Raw genomic sequence first — 15,918 nt, forward strand, 5'->3', positions numbered from 1 at the left:
ATGACCCTGGGGCTCGATGATCTGCGTCGCCATGCCGTCGCGCGCAGCCTGTTCGCGCCGACCACGCTGTCGCGGGCGCTGGCGCGTCTGGGCTTCGTGCAGGCGGATCCGATCCGCGCCCCGGCCCGGGCCCAGGACCTGACGCTGCGCCACCGGGTGCGCGGCTACCGCGCCGGTGATCTGGAGCGCCGCTACGGCCAGCTGGCCGTGGAGGAGGACTTCTTCGTCAACTACGGCTTCGTGCGGCCGGACCTGCAGGCCTGGATGCATCCACGCACGCCGCGCAGCGGCTGGAACGCGGAGCAGACCCGTCAGGCCGACGCGGTGCTGGACGTCGTGCGGGATCTCGGCGAGGCCCATCCGGCGCGCGTCGATGCCGCGCTGGCGCAGGGCCGGGTGAGCAGCCCCTTCGGTGGCGCCGTGCGGGCCTCGACCCGCTGGCTCGACAGCCTGCACCTGCGCGGACAGCTGCGCGTGGTGCGGCGCGAGTCCGGCGTGCGCGTCTACGCGCTGCGCGAGCCCTGGCCGCCGGCCGCCGATCCGCAGGCCGCGCTCGACGGCCTGCTCGACGCGATCGTGGCGCTGTACGCCCCGGTGCCGGCCGCCAGCCTGGTCCAGCTGTCCGCGCTGCTGCGCAGCGGCGTGCCGCAGTGGGACGGGCTGCGGGCGGCCGCGCTGGCGCGGGCCCGTGCCCGTCTGGCCCGGGCGCGCGTCGACGGTCTGGACTGGTACTGGCCGGTGGGCGAGGACCCGCGCGCGGCCCGTCACCGCCCCGACGATGCCGTGCGCCTGCTGGCGCCGTTCGACCCGGTCGTCTGGGACCGGCGGCGTTTCGAGCGTTTCTGGGGCTGGGCCTACCGTTTCGAGGCCTACACGCCGCCCGCGCGGCGCCGGCTCGGCTACTACGCCTTGCCGCTGCTGTGGCAGGGGCAGGTGATCGGCTGGGGCAATGCCGCGGTGCGGGAGGGGCGGCTGGTGGTCGAGCCGGGGTACGTCGCGGGGCGGCCACCGGCATCGGCGGCCTTCCGCGCGGCGCTGGACGAGGAGATCGAGCGCCTGCGCGTCTTCGTCGGTGCTCAGTCGGCGGGCGGCGGCGTCGGGGACGCGCCGGCTGCCGGGATGGACGGCCCGCCGGCCGGGGTCCCCTCGTCAGCGGGCGGGGCCACCGCCGCACGGTAGGCATGCCAGCTGGCGTGGCCGACGACCGGGCCCACCAGCAGCAGGCCGAGGAAGCCCGGCAGCATCGCGCCGATGACCAGCGTGGCCAGCAGCAGCGCCCACAGCGCCATCACGCCGGTCTGCGTCAGCACCAGGCGCAGGCTGGTCAGGCCGGCGGTGATCGCGTCGCACTGGCGGTCCAGGATCATCGGCAGCGCCACCACGCTGACCGAGAAGATCAGCGTCGCGAACAGGCCGCCGACGCCGAGGTAGGCGACGATGAATTCCAGGTTGGCCGGGTTGAACAGCGCCTGCACCGAGCCGCGGAAATCCGGCATGCCGTCGAAGCTGAGCGCGAACACCACCAGCGAGGCGCGCGCCCACAGCATCTCCAGCACCAGCAGCACGAGGCCGAAGACGGCCATCTGGCCGGTGCGCTCGGTCCAGGCCAGCACGCTCTGACCGAGGTCGGGCCGCTGGCCGCGCTCCAGCGCGCGGCTGGCGTGGTACAGGCCCAGCGCCAGGAAAGGCCCGGTCAGCATGAAGCCGGCGGCCAGCGCCAGCACATAGGCCGGCGCGTGGCGGAACAGCAGCAGCAGCGTCCAGCCCATGGCGGCGAAGCTGCTGCCGTAGAACAGGCCGAGCAGCGGCGCGCGGCGGAAGTCGCGCCAGCCGGCGGCCAGCCAGCGCAGTGGGTCGGTGGCGCGCAGCGGCTGCAGCGCGATGCGCGGCCCGGCGGCGTGGTGACTGGCGGCCAGTGCGCGGGCATCGGCGGCCATCATCTCGGCCAGGGCCTCGGCACTGCCGGCGCGCTCCAGGGCCTCGGCGCTGACGAGCGGGCGGCCGAGGCGGTCGCGGGGGACGGCGGCGGTGCCGGGCGTGCTGGCGGTGCCGGTCGCGGCGGCCGGCACCGCCGTGGCGGCCGTGGCCGTGGCCGCGCGCAGGGGCGTGGCCGTTGGCGGTGAGCCGTTCGTCGGGGCTGCGGCGGCCGCGTCGATCGGGCCGTCGGGTGCGGCCGGTGTCGTGTCGGGCGGGCGGGTGCGGGGCGCGGGGTCCAGCAGCGGCAGGGCAGTCACGCAGGGCTCCGTCAGGTGCCGAAGGCGGGCCGTGCGCGGCCGGCGGTGCGGGCCGTGGCACGGGACTGGGCGGTCGCCAGACTACGGTGCCGATCCCGCCCCCTGCACCGGGACTGACCCGAAGACCCTGCTCCGGCCAGGGAAGTCCCGGGGCGCCAGCCGCCGGACGGACCGTGGCGGCGGCCCTGAGCCCTGCCCGGGCAGCGGCGTGCCGCCGTGGCCCGGCCCCTGAGTGCCTCAGCGCCGCGGCGGTCGTCCGGTCAGCAACAGCCAGCCCGCGCCCAGCACCGCGCCGACGAAGCCGATCAGGCCGAAGGCCGGCAGCCCGAGCAGCTCGGGGCCGCCGCGCACCGTCATCACGATCGAGCTGCCGATGATCAGCGCGGCCACCACCAGGCCCAGGCTGATGCGGCGTGCCGCGCCGTCCAGGCGGTCGGCCACGTCCTGCAGGTGCTGGACCTCGATGTGGACCTGCAGCCGGCCGCGCCGGGCCTGACGCAGCAGCTGCGCGACATCACCGGGCAGCGCGGCCAGTTGCCGGGCGGCCCGGCCCAGCTGGCCCAGGCTGCGCCGCAGCACGGTGCGCGGCCGCCAGCGCGCGTGCAGTGCGGCACGCAGCAGCGGCTCGGCCTCGGCCGCCATGTGGAAGTCCGGATCCAGCGCGCGGCCGTAGCCCTCCAGCGTGATGAAGGTCTTGATCAGCAGCGCGAGGTCCGGCGGCAGCGCCAGCCGGTGGGTGCGCAGGATGGCGGTCACCTCGCCCAGCATGCCGGCCAGGCTCAGCTGGGCCAGTGGCACGCCGTGCCAGGCATCGACGAAGGCCTCGATCTCGTCGAGCAGGGCCTGGGCATCGGGTGGCGGGCCGGCCGCCTCGTCGGCGCTGCCGCGTTCGGCCCAGTCCAGCAGCACCTCGGCGACCTCGGCCGGCTCGCGCTGCACCAGGCCCAGCAGCAGCTGCAGCAGCTCACCGCGGCGCTGCTCGCCCAGGCGCCCGACCATGCCGAAGTCGATGAAGGCGATGCGCGGGCCGGGCAGGAAGAACAGGTTGCCGGGGTGCGGATCGGCATGGAAGAAGCCGTCCTCGATCACCATCTTGAGCACCGCCTGCGCGCCACGGCGGGCCAGTTGCCGACGGTCCAGGCCGGCGGCTTCGAGGGCCGCCAGATCGCCGGCCGGAATGCCGCGGATGCGCTGCTGCACGTTGACGCGGGTGTGCGTCAGCGGCCAGTGCACGGCCGGGATCACGATGTCGGGCTGCTGCGCGAAGTTGCGCGCGATGCGTTCGGCATGGCGGCATTCGGTGGCCAGGTCCAGCTCGCGCCGCAGCGACTGGCCGAGCTGGTGCACCAGGGCCTGCGGCCGGTAGGGGCGCAGCTCGGGCCACTGCGCCTCGGCCGCGGCGGCCAGGCGCTGCAGCAGGCGCAGATCGGCCTCGATGGTCTCGGCGATGCCGGGCCGGCGCACCTTGACGATGACCTCCCGGCCATCGGCCAGCGTGGCCGCATGCACCTGCGCGATCGAGGCGGCGGCCAGCGGCCGCGGATCCCAGTGCGCGAACACCTGCTCGGGCGGCGCCCCCAGGTCCTCGCTCAGCTGCGCGTGCAGCGCCTGGGCGTCGACCTCAGGGGCATGGCTGTGCAGCCGTTCGAACTGGGCGATCCATTCCGGGCCGAACAGATCGGCCCGGCCGGCGGCGATCTGGCCGAGCTTGACGAAGGTCGGGCCCAGTTGTTCGAGCGCGTGGCGCAGTTGCTCGGGGGGCGTCAGGTGGGCGAGGGGCTCGCCCGTGCCGCTGTCCTCGCGTCCCGGATGCAGCGCATGGCCGGCGCGCTCCAGCGTGTCGGCCCAGCCCAGGCGCCGGACCGCGTCACCCAGCCCGTGCCGGATCAGGACGGCGGCGATCTGCCGCAGCCGGCCGAAGTCGCGGGCCGTGTCCAGTGTCTGCAGCAGGCCCATGGGCGGAAGGTGTCGGTGCGGCGCTGTCCGGGGGTGGCTGGCCTGCGGCTGCGGCGCTCAGCCCCCGCGGCGCACCCGCCGCAGCTCATCGACGATCAGGCCGATCGCCCCCAGCGTGATCGCGCTGTCGGCGATGTTGAAGGACGGGAAATAGCCGCCCGGGAACAGCCCGTCGAGCCAGCGGTGGTGGACCTCCAGGAAGTCCACCACGTAGCCGTGCATCAGCCGGTCGGCGACGTTGCCCACCGCGCCGCCCAGCACCAGGCTGATGGCCAGGCTGAACAGCTTCTGCTGGCCGTGCCGGCGCAGCAACCAGACGATGAAGCCCGAGGCCAGCAGGCCGAAGCCGGTGAAGAACCAGCGCTGCCAGCCTGCGGCATCGGCCAGGAAGGAAAAGGCCGCGCCCGTGTTGTGCGCGCGCACGAGATTGAACCAGCTGGTGATCTCCAGGCGGTCACCGAGCACGAAGCGGCCCAGGATCAGCGTCTTGCTCAGCTGGTCGGCCACCAGCACCAGCAGGGCGAGCCCCAGCCACAGCGCCAGCGGCTGGGAGGAGACGCGGCCCGAGGACGACAGAGGGGAGGAACGGGAGGAGCGGGTGCGGGTCATCGTGGCGGACAGGTGGCCGGAGAGCAGGCCTGGGATCCCGCCGCAGGGCGGCGCGGTCAGGTCAGTGACTGTAGCCGCAACCCACGGCCCTGCCGCATCCGCGGCCCCGGGGCCACGGCACGGCCGGCTGCGGAACTGGGCGTCCGGCGGGTGTCAGTTCAGGCCTTTCCGCGGGTCTTGTGCAGCGCACGATAACGCCATCAATGGGCGGCAGATCGCGCTGCACGGGGCAGTTGCGGCGGGCGCGCGATGGTGGTGTCGAGGTGTGGGATGTCCCTGTCCGAGCTGGGTTTCGTCGTCCGTCCGCTGCGCGATGCACCGGACCTTCGGGCGGTGCGTGAACTGCGGGCCGAGGCCTATGGCCATCATGATCCGCTGCTGGCGCAGCGGGTCGCCCAGGCCGATGCCGCGGATCTGGAGCCGGGCTGCTGTGTGCTGATGGCCTGCGACAAGGTCGATGGCCGCTTGCTCGGCACGCTGCGGCTGCAGCGGGGTCATCCCCGGCCGCTGCCGCTCGAACACAGCGTCCGTCTGCCGGAGGCCCTGCGCGCGCACACCCGTGCCGAGCTGACCCGCCTGGCCGTGCGGCGGGGCGTCGATCCGATGGTCCGGCTGATGCTGTTCAAGGCCGCCTGGTTGCACGCACTGGCGACCCAGGTGCGCCAGCTGGTGATCACGGCCCGCAGCCCGGCGCTGATCCGGCTCTACCACCAGCTGGGCTTCGAGGAGGTCTGGAGTGCCGATCACTGGTGGCCGATGGCCCATGTCGGCGGTCTGCCGCACCGGGTGCTGAGCTTCGAGATCCCCGGCGCCGAGCGGCGCTGGCACGACGGGGCCCATCCGCTCCATCCCTTGTTCGTCCAGACCTGCCATCCGGATCTGGACCTGCTGCCGCCGGCCGTGCCGGTGCCCGCAAGGCCGCGGGTGCCGCCACCGCCGCCGCGGGTCCAGCTGGCCTGAGCGGGCGCGGGCCGGCGTCTTCGGGCGGACCGGCGCGTCGCGCTCAGGCGGGCGCGGTGCAGGGCAGCCAGCGTGCGTCCTGCGCGGCGCTGGCCGTGCCCAGGTCCAGCAGACGCTGCACGCCCAGCGCCTCGTCCAGGGGCACCGGCAGGGGGCCGTGGCCACGCAGCGCGGCGGTCAGGGCCAGCCAGTAGTCCGGCCAGCGGCCGTCCTGCGTCGGCCAGGCCCGTGGCGCTGCGGGCTGGCCGGTGGCATCGGCCAGGCACAGCGTGCCGGCCTGTGGATCCGCGCCCCAGCGTTGACCGGCGGTCAGCCGGTCGGGGCGCCCGCCGGCCTTCAGCGTGTCTTCCTGCGGGTCCAGGCCGTGCTTGATCCAGCTGCCATGGTCGCCGTGCAGCGCGAAACGCGGTCTCGGCTGGGCCGCCAGCATGCTGGCCGACAGCTGCATGTGGCGGCCGTCGGCCCAGGCCAGCGTGCACTCGAAGGCATCGTCGGCGCGTGCGCCGTGGCGCAGCCGCATCCGTTCGCAGCGCAGGCGCTGCGGCCAGCCGAACAGCTGCACCGCCTGGTCCAGCAGATGGGGCCCGAGATCGAACCACAGGCCCGCGCCCGGGCCGTCGCCCTCGCGCCAGCGTGCGCGCACCTGTGGCCGGAAGCGGTCGAAGGTCAGCTGCCCCCAGCGCACGCGGCCCAGCCGCCGCTGGCGCAGCAGTGCGCGCGCGGTCAGGAAATCACCATCCCAGCGCCGGTTGTGGAACACGCTGACCCGCCGGTCCTGCGCCCGTGCGAGCGCCGTCAGCGGGGCAGCCTGCGCCGCCGACAGCGCCAGCGGCTTGTCGATCACCACGTGCGCGCCGGCCTGCAGCGCCGCGCTCGCCTGCCGCACATGCTGGTCGTTGGGGCTGACGACCACCACCAGATCGGGCCGTTGCTCACGCAGCAGGCTGTCGAGGTCGGCATGCACCGTCAGCGGTGCCCGCAGCGGACCCAGCCGCCGCGCGACCTCCGCCGCATCCTGGCGGCTGAGCACCGCGCACAGCTGCAGGCCGGGTGTGGCGTCGATCAGCGGGGCATGCAGGGTGGCGCCGGCATAGCCGGTGCCGGTCAGCGCGACGCGCAGCGGGGCAGGGGTGCTCATCGGTCGGAGGGGACCGCGGGCCGGAGGGCGCGGTCTGGGTGAGGAAGTCTGGGCGGAGGCGGGCCTGCGATGGGCGTGGCGGGCGGGCCGCGGCGGGGGCCGATCGTCGCCGCGGCCTCAGGCGACCGGCGGGCGCGGCATGCCGGCCGTGTCGGGGGCCGGGCTGCAGCGCTTGTCCAGCGCCCCCAGGAAGGCCTGCAGGTTCAGCGGCTTGGTCCAGTACTCGACACAGCCGGCGGCCAGCGCCCGCTGGATGTCGGTCTGCAGCGCGTTGGCCGAGACGGCCATGCACGGGATGTGGGCGGTCAGCGGATCGGCCCGCAGACGGCGCAGGACCTCGAAACCGTCGATGTCGGGCAGCTGCATGTCGAGCAGGATCAGGGCCGGCAGCCGTGCCCGCGCCTGGGCCAGGCCGTCCAGTCCGGTGGCGGCCGTCAGCAGCTTCAGGTGCGGCCGGCGGCTGACCATCTGCCGCACGATCATCAGGTTGACCGCATGGTCCTCGATGTAGAGCACGGTGTCGCTGGCCAGCGGCGGCCGCATGCCGGCCTCCGGATCCGCCGGCCCGGACGGCTCTGCGGACAGGGCCGGTGCGGTCAGGGCCACCGCGGGCGGTGTGGCGTGCGATGTGGCGTGCGCCTTCGGCGGCGGGATGGCGGCGGCGCCCGCACCGAGCGCGACCGGGCCCCCCCAGCTCAGGCCGACCGATGGCAGGTGCAGGCGTGCGGCGCCGGACCACAGCGACGGGGGGCTGCCGGTGGCGGTGGCGATGGCGGGCATGATGGCCGGAGCCGGAGCCGGAGCCGGGGTGTCCGCCGTCTCGTGGAGGGCCGTGGCGGCCGCCGGAACGATGACCGGGCCCGTCGGCGTCGCTGCGGGCGACGGCGCTTCCGGCCGAGCCGTGTCCGCGGGCCGGTCCGGGACCGGACGCAGCGCTCCGATCGCCGCACCGGCACGCTCGGCCAGGGTCTGCAGCATCTTGCCCTGGGTGGCGCGGTCGACCAGGACCGCCCTGGACACCGGCGTCGGCACAGGGGCCGGCAGCGCCCGCGGGGCCGCCGGCAGGCGCGGCGCTGTCTCGTGGACGGCGGCAGCGCCAGTCCGGTCTGCGGACGGCGTGGCGGGCATGGCGGCCGGGGTGGACTCCGGCGCGGCGGTGGGGGCTGCGGCGGGTGTGGTGGGGGCTGCGGCGGGTGTGGTGGCGGTTCTGGCTGCGGATGTCCCGGCGGGCGTCGCTGCAGGTGCTGGCTTGGCAGCGGCGGCCGCGCCGGCCACCGGCAGCTGACCGACGGTATCGGCGAAATCATCCGCGGGCCCACGGACGGCCTGGGCGTGCGGCGGCGCCTCGTGCAGCGGAAGCGGTGGGTGCAGTGGCTGCCCCTGAGCCTGCGCCGGCGCTTGCACCACGCTGTCGGCCATGCGCGCAGGCAGCACGGGCGCCGCCGGAGCCACCGATGCGGGGCTGCCGCCGGTCGTGGGCGTGGCTGCGGGCGCTGCGGCGCGACGGGGTGGCGCCAGCGGCGGCGGCGCGGGCGGGGCCAGCAGCGAGACCAGCCCCGGCAGGTCCGCGATGGTGTCGTCTTCCCGCAGCGTCTGTGATATCGGCTGCGGCTGCGGTTGCGGTTGCGGCAGGGGCACGGGCACGGGCACGGGCACGGGCACGGGCACGGGCGCCGGAGCGGCCGGGACGTCGGTGCGCGCGACCGGTCCGGCCGCGGCGATTGGGGCGGCCGGGGCCGCCGGGGCTGCGCCGATGGCCGGACCACTGGCGCGGGTCGTCGATCGGGTGTCCACGGCGGTGGCTTGTGCGGCCGTGCCCGCCTTGCTCGTCGTGCCTGTCGTGCCTGTCGTGACTGTCGTGCCCGTGGGGCCTGCCGAGGGGGCAGGCCGTGCGCCGCGGGTCGGGTCGCTGACCGCGGCTGCGGGTCGTCCGCTGGCGGAGCCGTCAACCGTTGCGACCCGGGGTGTAGGCCGTGGCACGGCTGCCGCGGCGGCCGCCGCAGGGGTGGGCGTGGGCGGCGGGAGGGGCGCGGACGCGGGCGTGGACCCGTGCGCGGCCGCCGGCGGCATGTCCGTCCCGGTCGGCCGTGGAGCATCGGCAGCGCCTTCGGCGGCCCGTCGCGGGGAAGGCCCCGGCTGGACGCGCGACGGCAGCAGCGCTTCGGCGGCGGCACGGGCCGCCGCTGCCCTCAGGCTGAAATCGTGGCTGCCGGACGCCGGCCGGTGGCCCTCGGCCGTGGCACGGGGGAGCGCGGCCGGCGCAGGCATGGAGGCCGATGCGGCGGGCTGCAACCGTGGCGCGACGGGCGTCCGTGGTGCATCCTGTGTCGTGGCCGACATGGGGTTCGCCTGAGCCGCCTGAGCCGCCTGAGCCGCCTGAGCCGCCTGAGCCGCCTGAGCCGCCTGAGCCGCCTGAGCCGCCTGAGCCGCCTGAGCCGCCTGAGCCGCCTGAGCCGCCTGAGCCGGTGTGCCTGCGGCCGGTGCGGTCCTGGCCTCTGGCGTCAGCGGCGTCGGCGTCGGCGTGAGCGGACCCGCCGTGAGCGGGCGGGCGGGGGCGGACGGGGTCGCCGTCGCCCGGTTCGCGCCGCGACCCAGCTCCACGGCCGGCGTGGCGGCCGTGCCGTCGACCGGGGTGCCCGCGGGGCGTGCGGCGACGGTCGGCGAGGGGGTGGCCGCCGCGGTGGTGTTCACCGCGGGCGCGGTCGCCACGCGCCCGGCCAGCGGCGGGCGTGCCGGGGTGTCCGCGGGCGTCGTCGCGCTGCGCGTGGGTCCGGCATCACCGCGGCTGGCGGTGGCCGTCACCATGCCGGTCCGGACCACGGCAGGGGGCAGGGCCGGGTCGGCCGGACGGGCGATGGCGGTCGCGCCGGTCGCGGGGATCGCCGATGCCGATGCCGATGCCGATGCGGGCGCCGGCGCGGACGGGCGGGCACGGAGCGTCGCGGCCGCGTCCGGGGTGGCCGCAGCGATCGAGCGCCCCGGCGTGGCACGCTGCGCCGTTCCCGTTCCCGTTCCCGTTCCCGTTCCTGTTCCTGTTCCTGTCGCCGTCGCCGTCGCCGTCGCCGTCGCCGTCGCCGTCGTGGCGGCTGTGGTGACGGCAGTCGCGGTCGTGGCGGCGAGCAAGGCCGGCCGAACGGCGGCAGGCAGGGCGGCCCGTGGCGGTGCGGGTGCCGGCGCACTGTCGCGCGGCGGCGGTGCCGGGACGACCGGCGCCTGCGGCGGGATCGGCGAGAGGCGGCGCCCGGCCACGGTGCCCGTCGGCGTGGGGGCTGCGCTGGCCGGCGCCTGGGTGCCGGCCGTCTGCAGGCCCGAGGGCTGGGCGGTGGTCGTGACCGTGGCGGCCGTGGCCGGTCGCGGTGCGGGCGTGAGGCCGGTGGCCGTGGCCCGGGACGGGGTGCCGACGGGCGGCGTCGGCATGACGGCCGGGCCAGCGCTGCGCACGGCCGCCGGCTCGGCCGGCGTGCTGCTGCGGGCGCGGATGTCCGTGCCGGCCGTGGCGTTCACCGTCGGCGGTTTCCCGGCGCCCGGGTGTGCCGGCATCGGGCCTGTCGCCGTAGCCGCCGGCACGGGCACGGGCACGGGGACGGGGACGGGGAAGGCCAGGGCCTCGCGCCCGGTCCGCGCGATGTCGGTCGGGCGGGGCGATGCGGTGTCCGGCGTGCGGCTCTGGTGGTGCAGCCGGGTCAGCGCCAGGGCGGCCCGCAGCAATGGGCGTCGGGCCAGACGCTCCTGCCAGCGGGTGTCGGCCACGTCGTCCGGCGTGGCGGTGAGGGCCGGCGGCGGGGTGTGCGTCCCGATCTCGCGGGCGGTTGGGGTGTCGGCTGCCGGGGCAGGGGCCTGGGCCGCCATCGGCGCGGTCACCGGTACCGTCATCGGTGCTGATGCGGTTGCCGGAGCCGGAGCCGGAGCCGAAGCCGAAGCCGAAGCCGGAGCCGGAGCCGATGTCGATGTCGATGTCGATGTCGATGCCTTGCCGGCAGCGGGCTGCTCGGGAGCGGTCCGCTCAACCTGCGCCTGGGCCTGGGCCTGGGCCGTGGGCACCGGCTCCTCGGCCGGAGGCAAGGTCAGGTCCAGCGGGGCGGCCGGATCACCCTGCGCCAGTTCGGTGGCCGACGGGGCCCACGGCAGCATGCGTTCGAACACCGCCGGCATCGTCGCGGTGTAGCTGGGTTGGCGCTCCTCGTCGGCCAGGCGCGCGGCGCCGGCCGTCGCGCCGGTGGCCGCGATCAGCTCCGAGGGCATCGACGAGTCCAGCCAGCGCGACGACGGCTCGTGCGGTGGCGGCAGTGCGTCGCGCTCGCGTGCCGCGGGTCTGCTGCGGCCACGGGCGCCGGCCGGCGTCGTGTCGCCTCGTGTGTCGGGCGGCGTCGGCAGGCTGAGCGCCGGCTCCGTGCGTCCGGGCTCGGCCAGGGGGGGCTCGGTGACGGGCCGCGACGGGGGTGCCGCGTCGGCCGGGTCGTGCACGGGCGGCCAGGCCGTCGTCAGCCGCGGGGCGTCGGTCTGCGGCGCCGGTCCTGCGCTGGCCAGGTGCAGGCGCAGCACCTCGGCGATGCGTGCGCTGGCCTGGGCTTCGGTCTCGGTCTCGGTCTCGGTCTCGGTCTCGGTGGGGGCCGGTGCCGGGTCCGCCGGGCCTGCCGCCACGGCCGGTGCCGGCGTGCCGGTCGCGGCCGGGGGCGTGGTCTCGGGCGCGGAGGCTGCGCCGGCTCCGGCGGCCGGATGAGAGGCCTCGGTGACGGCGCTGCTGGCCGTCGGGCTGCGCGGGCTCGGGCTCGCGTCGTCCGGGCCGGACAAGGTCAGGTCGAGCGCGTCGTCCAGGCGCGGGATGTCCGGGGACCGGGCCGGGGCGGTCGCCGTGGCCGGGCGGTCCGGTGCGGTGTCCGCGGGCGGGCGGCTGATCGGCCGCACGTCGAAGACGGCCGGCATCGTCGCCGCGCTGTGGCCCCGCGCGGCCGCGGGTTCGGCGGCCAGCAGCGCGTCGCGGGTGCGCGACGCGTTGAGCACGCCACCGGCATAGGGGTGGGCGCGCGCGTCCGCCGACAGGCCGCGACTGGCCGCCGCGGCCGCCAGTCGCAGGTCCGGCCATTCCGACGGGCGGAACGCCGGGTCGCCCGGCGTGGTGCGGGGCGACTGCGCGCCGGCAGGCACCGGCCGGTCGGCCGGATCGGGCGCGGGGCCAGGTGCGGGATTGGGTGCGGGATTGGGCGCGGCGGTACGCGGGGCGATCGGTGCGGCTGCGACCGGAGCCGCCGTGGCCGGTGTCGCCGTGGCCGGGGGCGTTCCGGAGGGGGTTGCCGGACCGGCCTGCTGCGCGGCGTCCGCGTCGTCGGGACCCGGGGCCACCGGGGCTGCCGCGGCCGGCGTCGGCGTCGGCGTCGGCGTCGAGGGCCCGCCGGCGCTCAGCGCGCTGAGCAGGTCAGGCCAGCTCTCGCGCGGGGCGCCGGCCGGCGGCGTCACCGCCTGCTCGGGCGTCGATGCCGGCGTGCCGACCTGTGCCGCGGGCGTGGGGTCCGACGCCGACGCCGACGCCGATGCTGCCACCGCCGCGGCTGCCGGCGCCATCGTCAGGGCCGGTGCGACGGCTGCCGGGGCGTCCACCGCCGGCGGCGCGGCCCGTGGCGGGCGATGCGGGCTGTCGAGGGCTTGCAGGCCGATGCGGTCGGTGTCGACCTCGGTCCAGTGGCCGATCTCGCGGGCGAAGGCCGAGTCGAGTGCCGGCAGCGGCACCGGGGCGGAATCGAAGCCCAGCCGCAGCGACTCCGGCAGCAGCACCGGCGCCAGGTCGCCGTCGAGCAGCTCCCAGCCCAGCGCATCGACATCGGGCAATGCGCTGAAGTCGGGTTCGACCGGCGGGAAGGTCAGCGGCCCCGCCGAGGTCGACTGCACGGCCGCTGGCGTCGGCGCCGGCGTGTCGACGAACTCCGGCGGCAGCATCGGCTCGGTCTGCGGATAGGCCGGATCGCGTGGGTCGTCCGTCGACGCCGGCAGGCCGTCGCCACCGCGGTCGCGGGCCAGCCCCAGGCCGCCGGCATCGGCGTGCAGGCTGATCTCGGTGACCTGCGGCAGGGGCAGCAGGTCGTCCGCCTCGTCGAACAGCGAGGGCAGGCCGTCACGGCCGAGCTCGACCGGCTGGCTGCGGCCCACCGGGCCGGCCGGCAGGGCCGAGGTGCCCGCTGCCGGTGACGGGTCGGCGGCGGTGCCGGTCTCGGCGGCGCAGGCCGGCAGGCGCAGCTCGAAGCGGCTGCCGCGGCCCGGCTGGCTGCTGGCGTTGACCTCGCCGCCCATGCGCTGCAGCGCGGCGCGCACGATGGCCAGACCGATGCCGGTGCCGGCGATCTCGCCGGCCTCCTGGCCCAGACGGTTGAAGGGCTCGAACAGGTGCGACAGCTGCTGCTCGGTCATGCCCTGGCCGGTGTCGCTGACCGCCAGGCACCACTGCTCGCCCAGGCGCCGGGCCTCCAGCATCACGCGGCCGCCGTCGCGGTTGTACTTGATCGCGTTGGACAGCAGGTTGAGCATCACCTGCCGCAGCCGCACCGGATCGGCCTGCACCCAGCAGTCGGCCGGCAGCTGGTGGTGCAGGGAGATCGCACGCGGACGCGATTGCGGCGCCAGCAGCGCCCAGGCGGAGACGGCCAGCTCGCTCCAGGCCACCGGCTGCAGCCGCAGCGGCAGCTCGCCGCTTTCCAGGCTGGACAGCTCCATCGCGTCGTTGATGACGGCCAGCAGGTGCTCGCCCGAGCGCTGGACCAGCTCCATGCGCTCGCGTGCGTCGGGCTGCAGCGGGCTGTCGTCCTCGGTCAGCATCAGCTGCACGAAGCCCAGCACCGCATGCAGCGGCGTGCGCAGCTCATGGCTCATGCGGGCCAGGAAGCGGCTCTTGGCCAGGCTTTCGCGCTGCGCCAGCAGCTTGTCCTGACGGGCGGCGGCGTGGGCCCGGCCCTCGGTGATGTCCCAGTTGATGCCGATGCGGCGCAGCATGCGGCCCTGGCCGTCGCGCAGCGGCGCCGAGCGCGACGCCAGCCAGCGCACCGAGCCGTCCGGCCAGACGACCCGGAACTCGATGTTGCTGACGGTCTCGCTGCGGACATCCTCCTCCATCTGCCGGCGCAGGGCGGGGCGGTCGTCCGGATGCAGCCAGGCCAGGGCCTGGCTGATCAGCATCGGTGTGGCGCGGGTCTCCCGGCCACGCAGGCGGAACATCTGCTCGTCCCACCAGGCGGTGGTGCTGCCCGGCTCGGATTCCCAGGTCGCGATGCCGGCGCCGCGGGCGGCCAGCGCGGCGCGCTCGGCCGCCTCGTGCAGGCGCTGCTCGGACTGGTGGCGCTCGGTGATGTCGAGCGCGACGCCGACATGGCTCAGCAGCCGGCCCTGCGCATCGACGCGTGCGACGCGGCGCGTCAGCAGCACGCGCCACGGGGCGTCGGGCTGGCGCACCTGTTGCGGATGGCGCAGGCGCAGCGTCAGGTCCTGGGGCACGCCGGGCGGGTCATCGAGCTGCAGCAGGCACTGCAGGTCCTCGGGATGCAGCAGCTCCGACAGCTCGGTCAGCGGCATGCCCTCGGGCCGCGGCGGCAGGCCGAGCAGGGCCCAGCCCGGATCGCTGGTGTGCAGGCGCATCGCGGCGCTGTCGAGCTGCCAGACCATCAGGCCGGCCAGATCGACGGCCAGCCGCAACTGGGCATGGGCCTGGTCGACCGACTGCACGGCCGACATCAGCTCGGATTCGTCCTGGGCGATGCCCACCGCGCGGGCGGGCCGGCCCTGGGCATCGGTCTGGACTTCCCAGGCCAGATGCAGGTGGCGCCACTGGTCGATCGCGGTCTGGACGCGGAAGCGCTGGCTGTAGCGGCCCGGCTGCTGGCGCGACCCCAGCACGGCCTGGCGCAGGGCGGCACGGTCCTCGGGGTGCACCCGCTGCAGCACGCGTTCGAAGTCGGGCGCGCCGTCGTGCGCGGGCTGGTTGAACAGGCTCCACAGCACGCCGTCCCAGTGGCCCTGCAGCGTGCGCAGATCCCGCTGCCAGACGCCGACGCGGGCCAGGCCCTGCACCAGGCCCAGCAGCTGGTTCAGCCGTTCGACCTCGGCACCGGCCTGGGCCAGGGCCTGGTGGGCCGACTGCAGCGCGACCATCACCTGCTGGCCCTGCTGCAGGGTCGAGGCGATCTGGTCGACTGGCGGCAGTACCGGCAGCGGGGCGGGCATCGGTGGCACCGGGACCGGGCCGGGCAAGGTGTCGCCGCCGACACGGCTGGCGGGGTCGTCGCGGCGCTCGGGCGTCGTCGGCAGGGCGGCGGCGCGTGGCGCGAGCACGGCGCCGGTGGTCGAGCCGATGCGGGCGATCGGGGTGCCGATCGTCGGCCGCGGCGGCGGCGTGCCGGCGGTGCGCTCGGACGGCTGTGAGGCGTCGTCCGCCGTCGGCCGGGGCGGGGCGGTGTCCGTTCGGGGCGTGCTCAGCGCCGGTGCCGACGCCGGCGCAGCCGCGGCGGTGGCCGGCGCGGCCTGCAAGGTGACCAGTTGCAGCCCGCCGGTGACCCGCACCGCGACCAGGCCGCCCAGTGGCCGGCCGTCGAGCGCCTGACCGCGCAGCGCCTGGGCCGCCATGCCGTGGCCGCTGGCCAGGGCCTCGGCCAGCGCGAGGTCGCCCAGCAGCAGTCCGAGTGCCTGTCCGGTGAGCCGGGCCAGCGGGGCCGCGGCGGCCCCGGAGCCGGTGCCGGTGCCGGTCGTGGCCGGTTCTGGCCGGTCGGTGGCTTCCGGCCGTGTCGCCACGGGGCCGCCGATCGCCCCGATCGCGGCCGCGAAGGCGGTGTTGGCACCCAGCAGCCGTCCCTGGAGGTCGCACCAAGCCACCGGATGATCGATCAGCGCATAGGCTGAAGTGTCCGGTTCGGCGCCGACCAGCGACGAGCGTGGCGAGGGCAGTTCGCCGGAAATCATGCGCGGGGTGAAATCGGACCGGTCGGGCGACCGGGAACAGCCAAGAAAAGAGGGAAAGCGTAACCCAGGTGCCGGGCCTTGCCCAGC

Annotated in this window: 7 protein-coding genes; 2 read left to right on the forward strand and 5 right to left on the reverse strand. The window is 76.2% G+C overall.

The window, feature by feature from the left end; genetic code table 11:
• Complete coding sequence (locus AACH11_RS07020) at window positions 1-1,179, forward strand: DNA glycosylase AlkZ-like family protein (protein ID WP_341373482.1); 1,179 nt, start codon at window positions 1-3, stop codon at window positions 1,177-1,179.
• On the opposite strand, the gene AACH11_RS07025 is transcribed toward AACH11_RS07020, so the two are convergent.
• The 3 genes from AACH11_RS07025 to lspA form a co-directional block, all read right to left on the reverse strand.
• Window positions 1,077-2,234 carry a DUF2189 domain-containing protein gene (locus AACH11_RS07025; protein WP_341373483.1) on the reverse strand — a complete coding sequence of 386 codons (1,158 nt, stop codon included), beginning with the start codon at window positions 2,232-2,234 and terminating at the stop codon, window positions 1,077-1,079. The genes AACH11_RS07020 and AACH11_RS07025 overlap by 103 nt on opposite strands.
• Window positions 2,235-2,471: 237 nt before the next feature.
• Window positions 2,472-4,190 (reverse strand): ABC1 kinase family protein, encoded by a 1,719-nt coding sequence (locus AACH11_RS07030; RefSeq protein WP_341373484.1) that lies wholly within the window; start codon window positions 4,188-4,190, stop codon window positions 2,472-2,474.
• A 57-nt stretch (window positions 4,191-4,247) separates the two neighbouring features.
• Window positions 4,248-4,799 carry a signal peptidase II gene (lspA, locus tag AACH11_RS07035; RefSeq protein WP_341373485.1) on the reverse strand — a complete coding sequence of 184 codons (552 nt, stop codon included), beginning with the start codon at window positions 4,797-4,799 and terminating at the stop codon, window positions 4,248-4,250.
• A gap of 270 nt (window positions 4,800-5,069) precedes the next feature.
• Here lspA and AACH11_RS07040 point away from each other — a divergent pair, with 270 nt between their 5' ends.
• Entirely contained in the window at window positions 5,070-5,759 is a 690-nt protein-coding gene (locus AACH11_RS07040; RefSeq protein ID WP_341373486.1) for an N-acyl amino acid synthase FeeM domain-containing protein, read from the forward strand.
• Between the two features lie 43 nt (window positions 5,760-5,802).
• Here AACH11_RS07040 and AACH11_RS07045 read toward each other — a convergent pair whose 3' ends face one another.
• Together AACH11_RS07045 and AACH11_RS07050 are read right to left on the reverse strand one after the other, a co-directional pair.
• Window positions 5,803-6,897, reverse strand: a complete 1,095-nt coding sequence (locus tag AACH11_RS07045) for an oxidoreductase (RefSeq protein ID WP_341373487.1) — start codon at window positions 6,895-6,897, stop codon at window positions 5,803-5,805.
• Between the two features lie 117 nt (window positions 6,898-7,014).
• Window positions 7,015-15,831: an ATP-binding protein gene (locus AACH11_RS07050; protein ID WP_341373488.1), complete on the reverse strand. Its 8,817-nt coding sequence runs from the start codon at window positions 15,829-15,831 to the stop codon at window positions 7,015-7,017.
• Window positions 15,832-15,918: the final 87 nt, after the last annotated feature.

Origin of the sequence: Pseudaquabacterium rugosum (assembly GCF_038066575.1) — a bacterium.
GTDB classification, from domain to species: domain Bacteria; phylum Pseudomonadota; class Gammaproteobacteria; order Burkholderiales; family Burkholderiaceae_C; genus Pseudaquabacterium; species Pseudaquabacterium rugosum.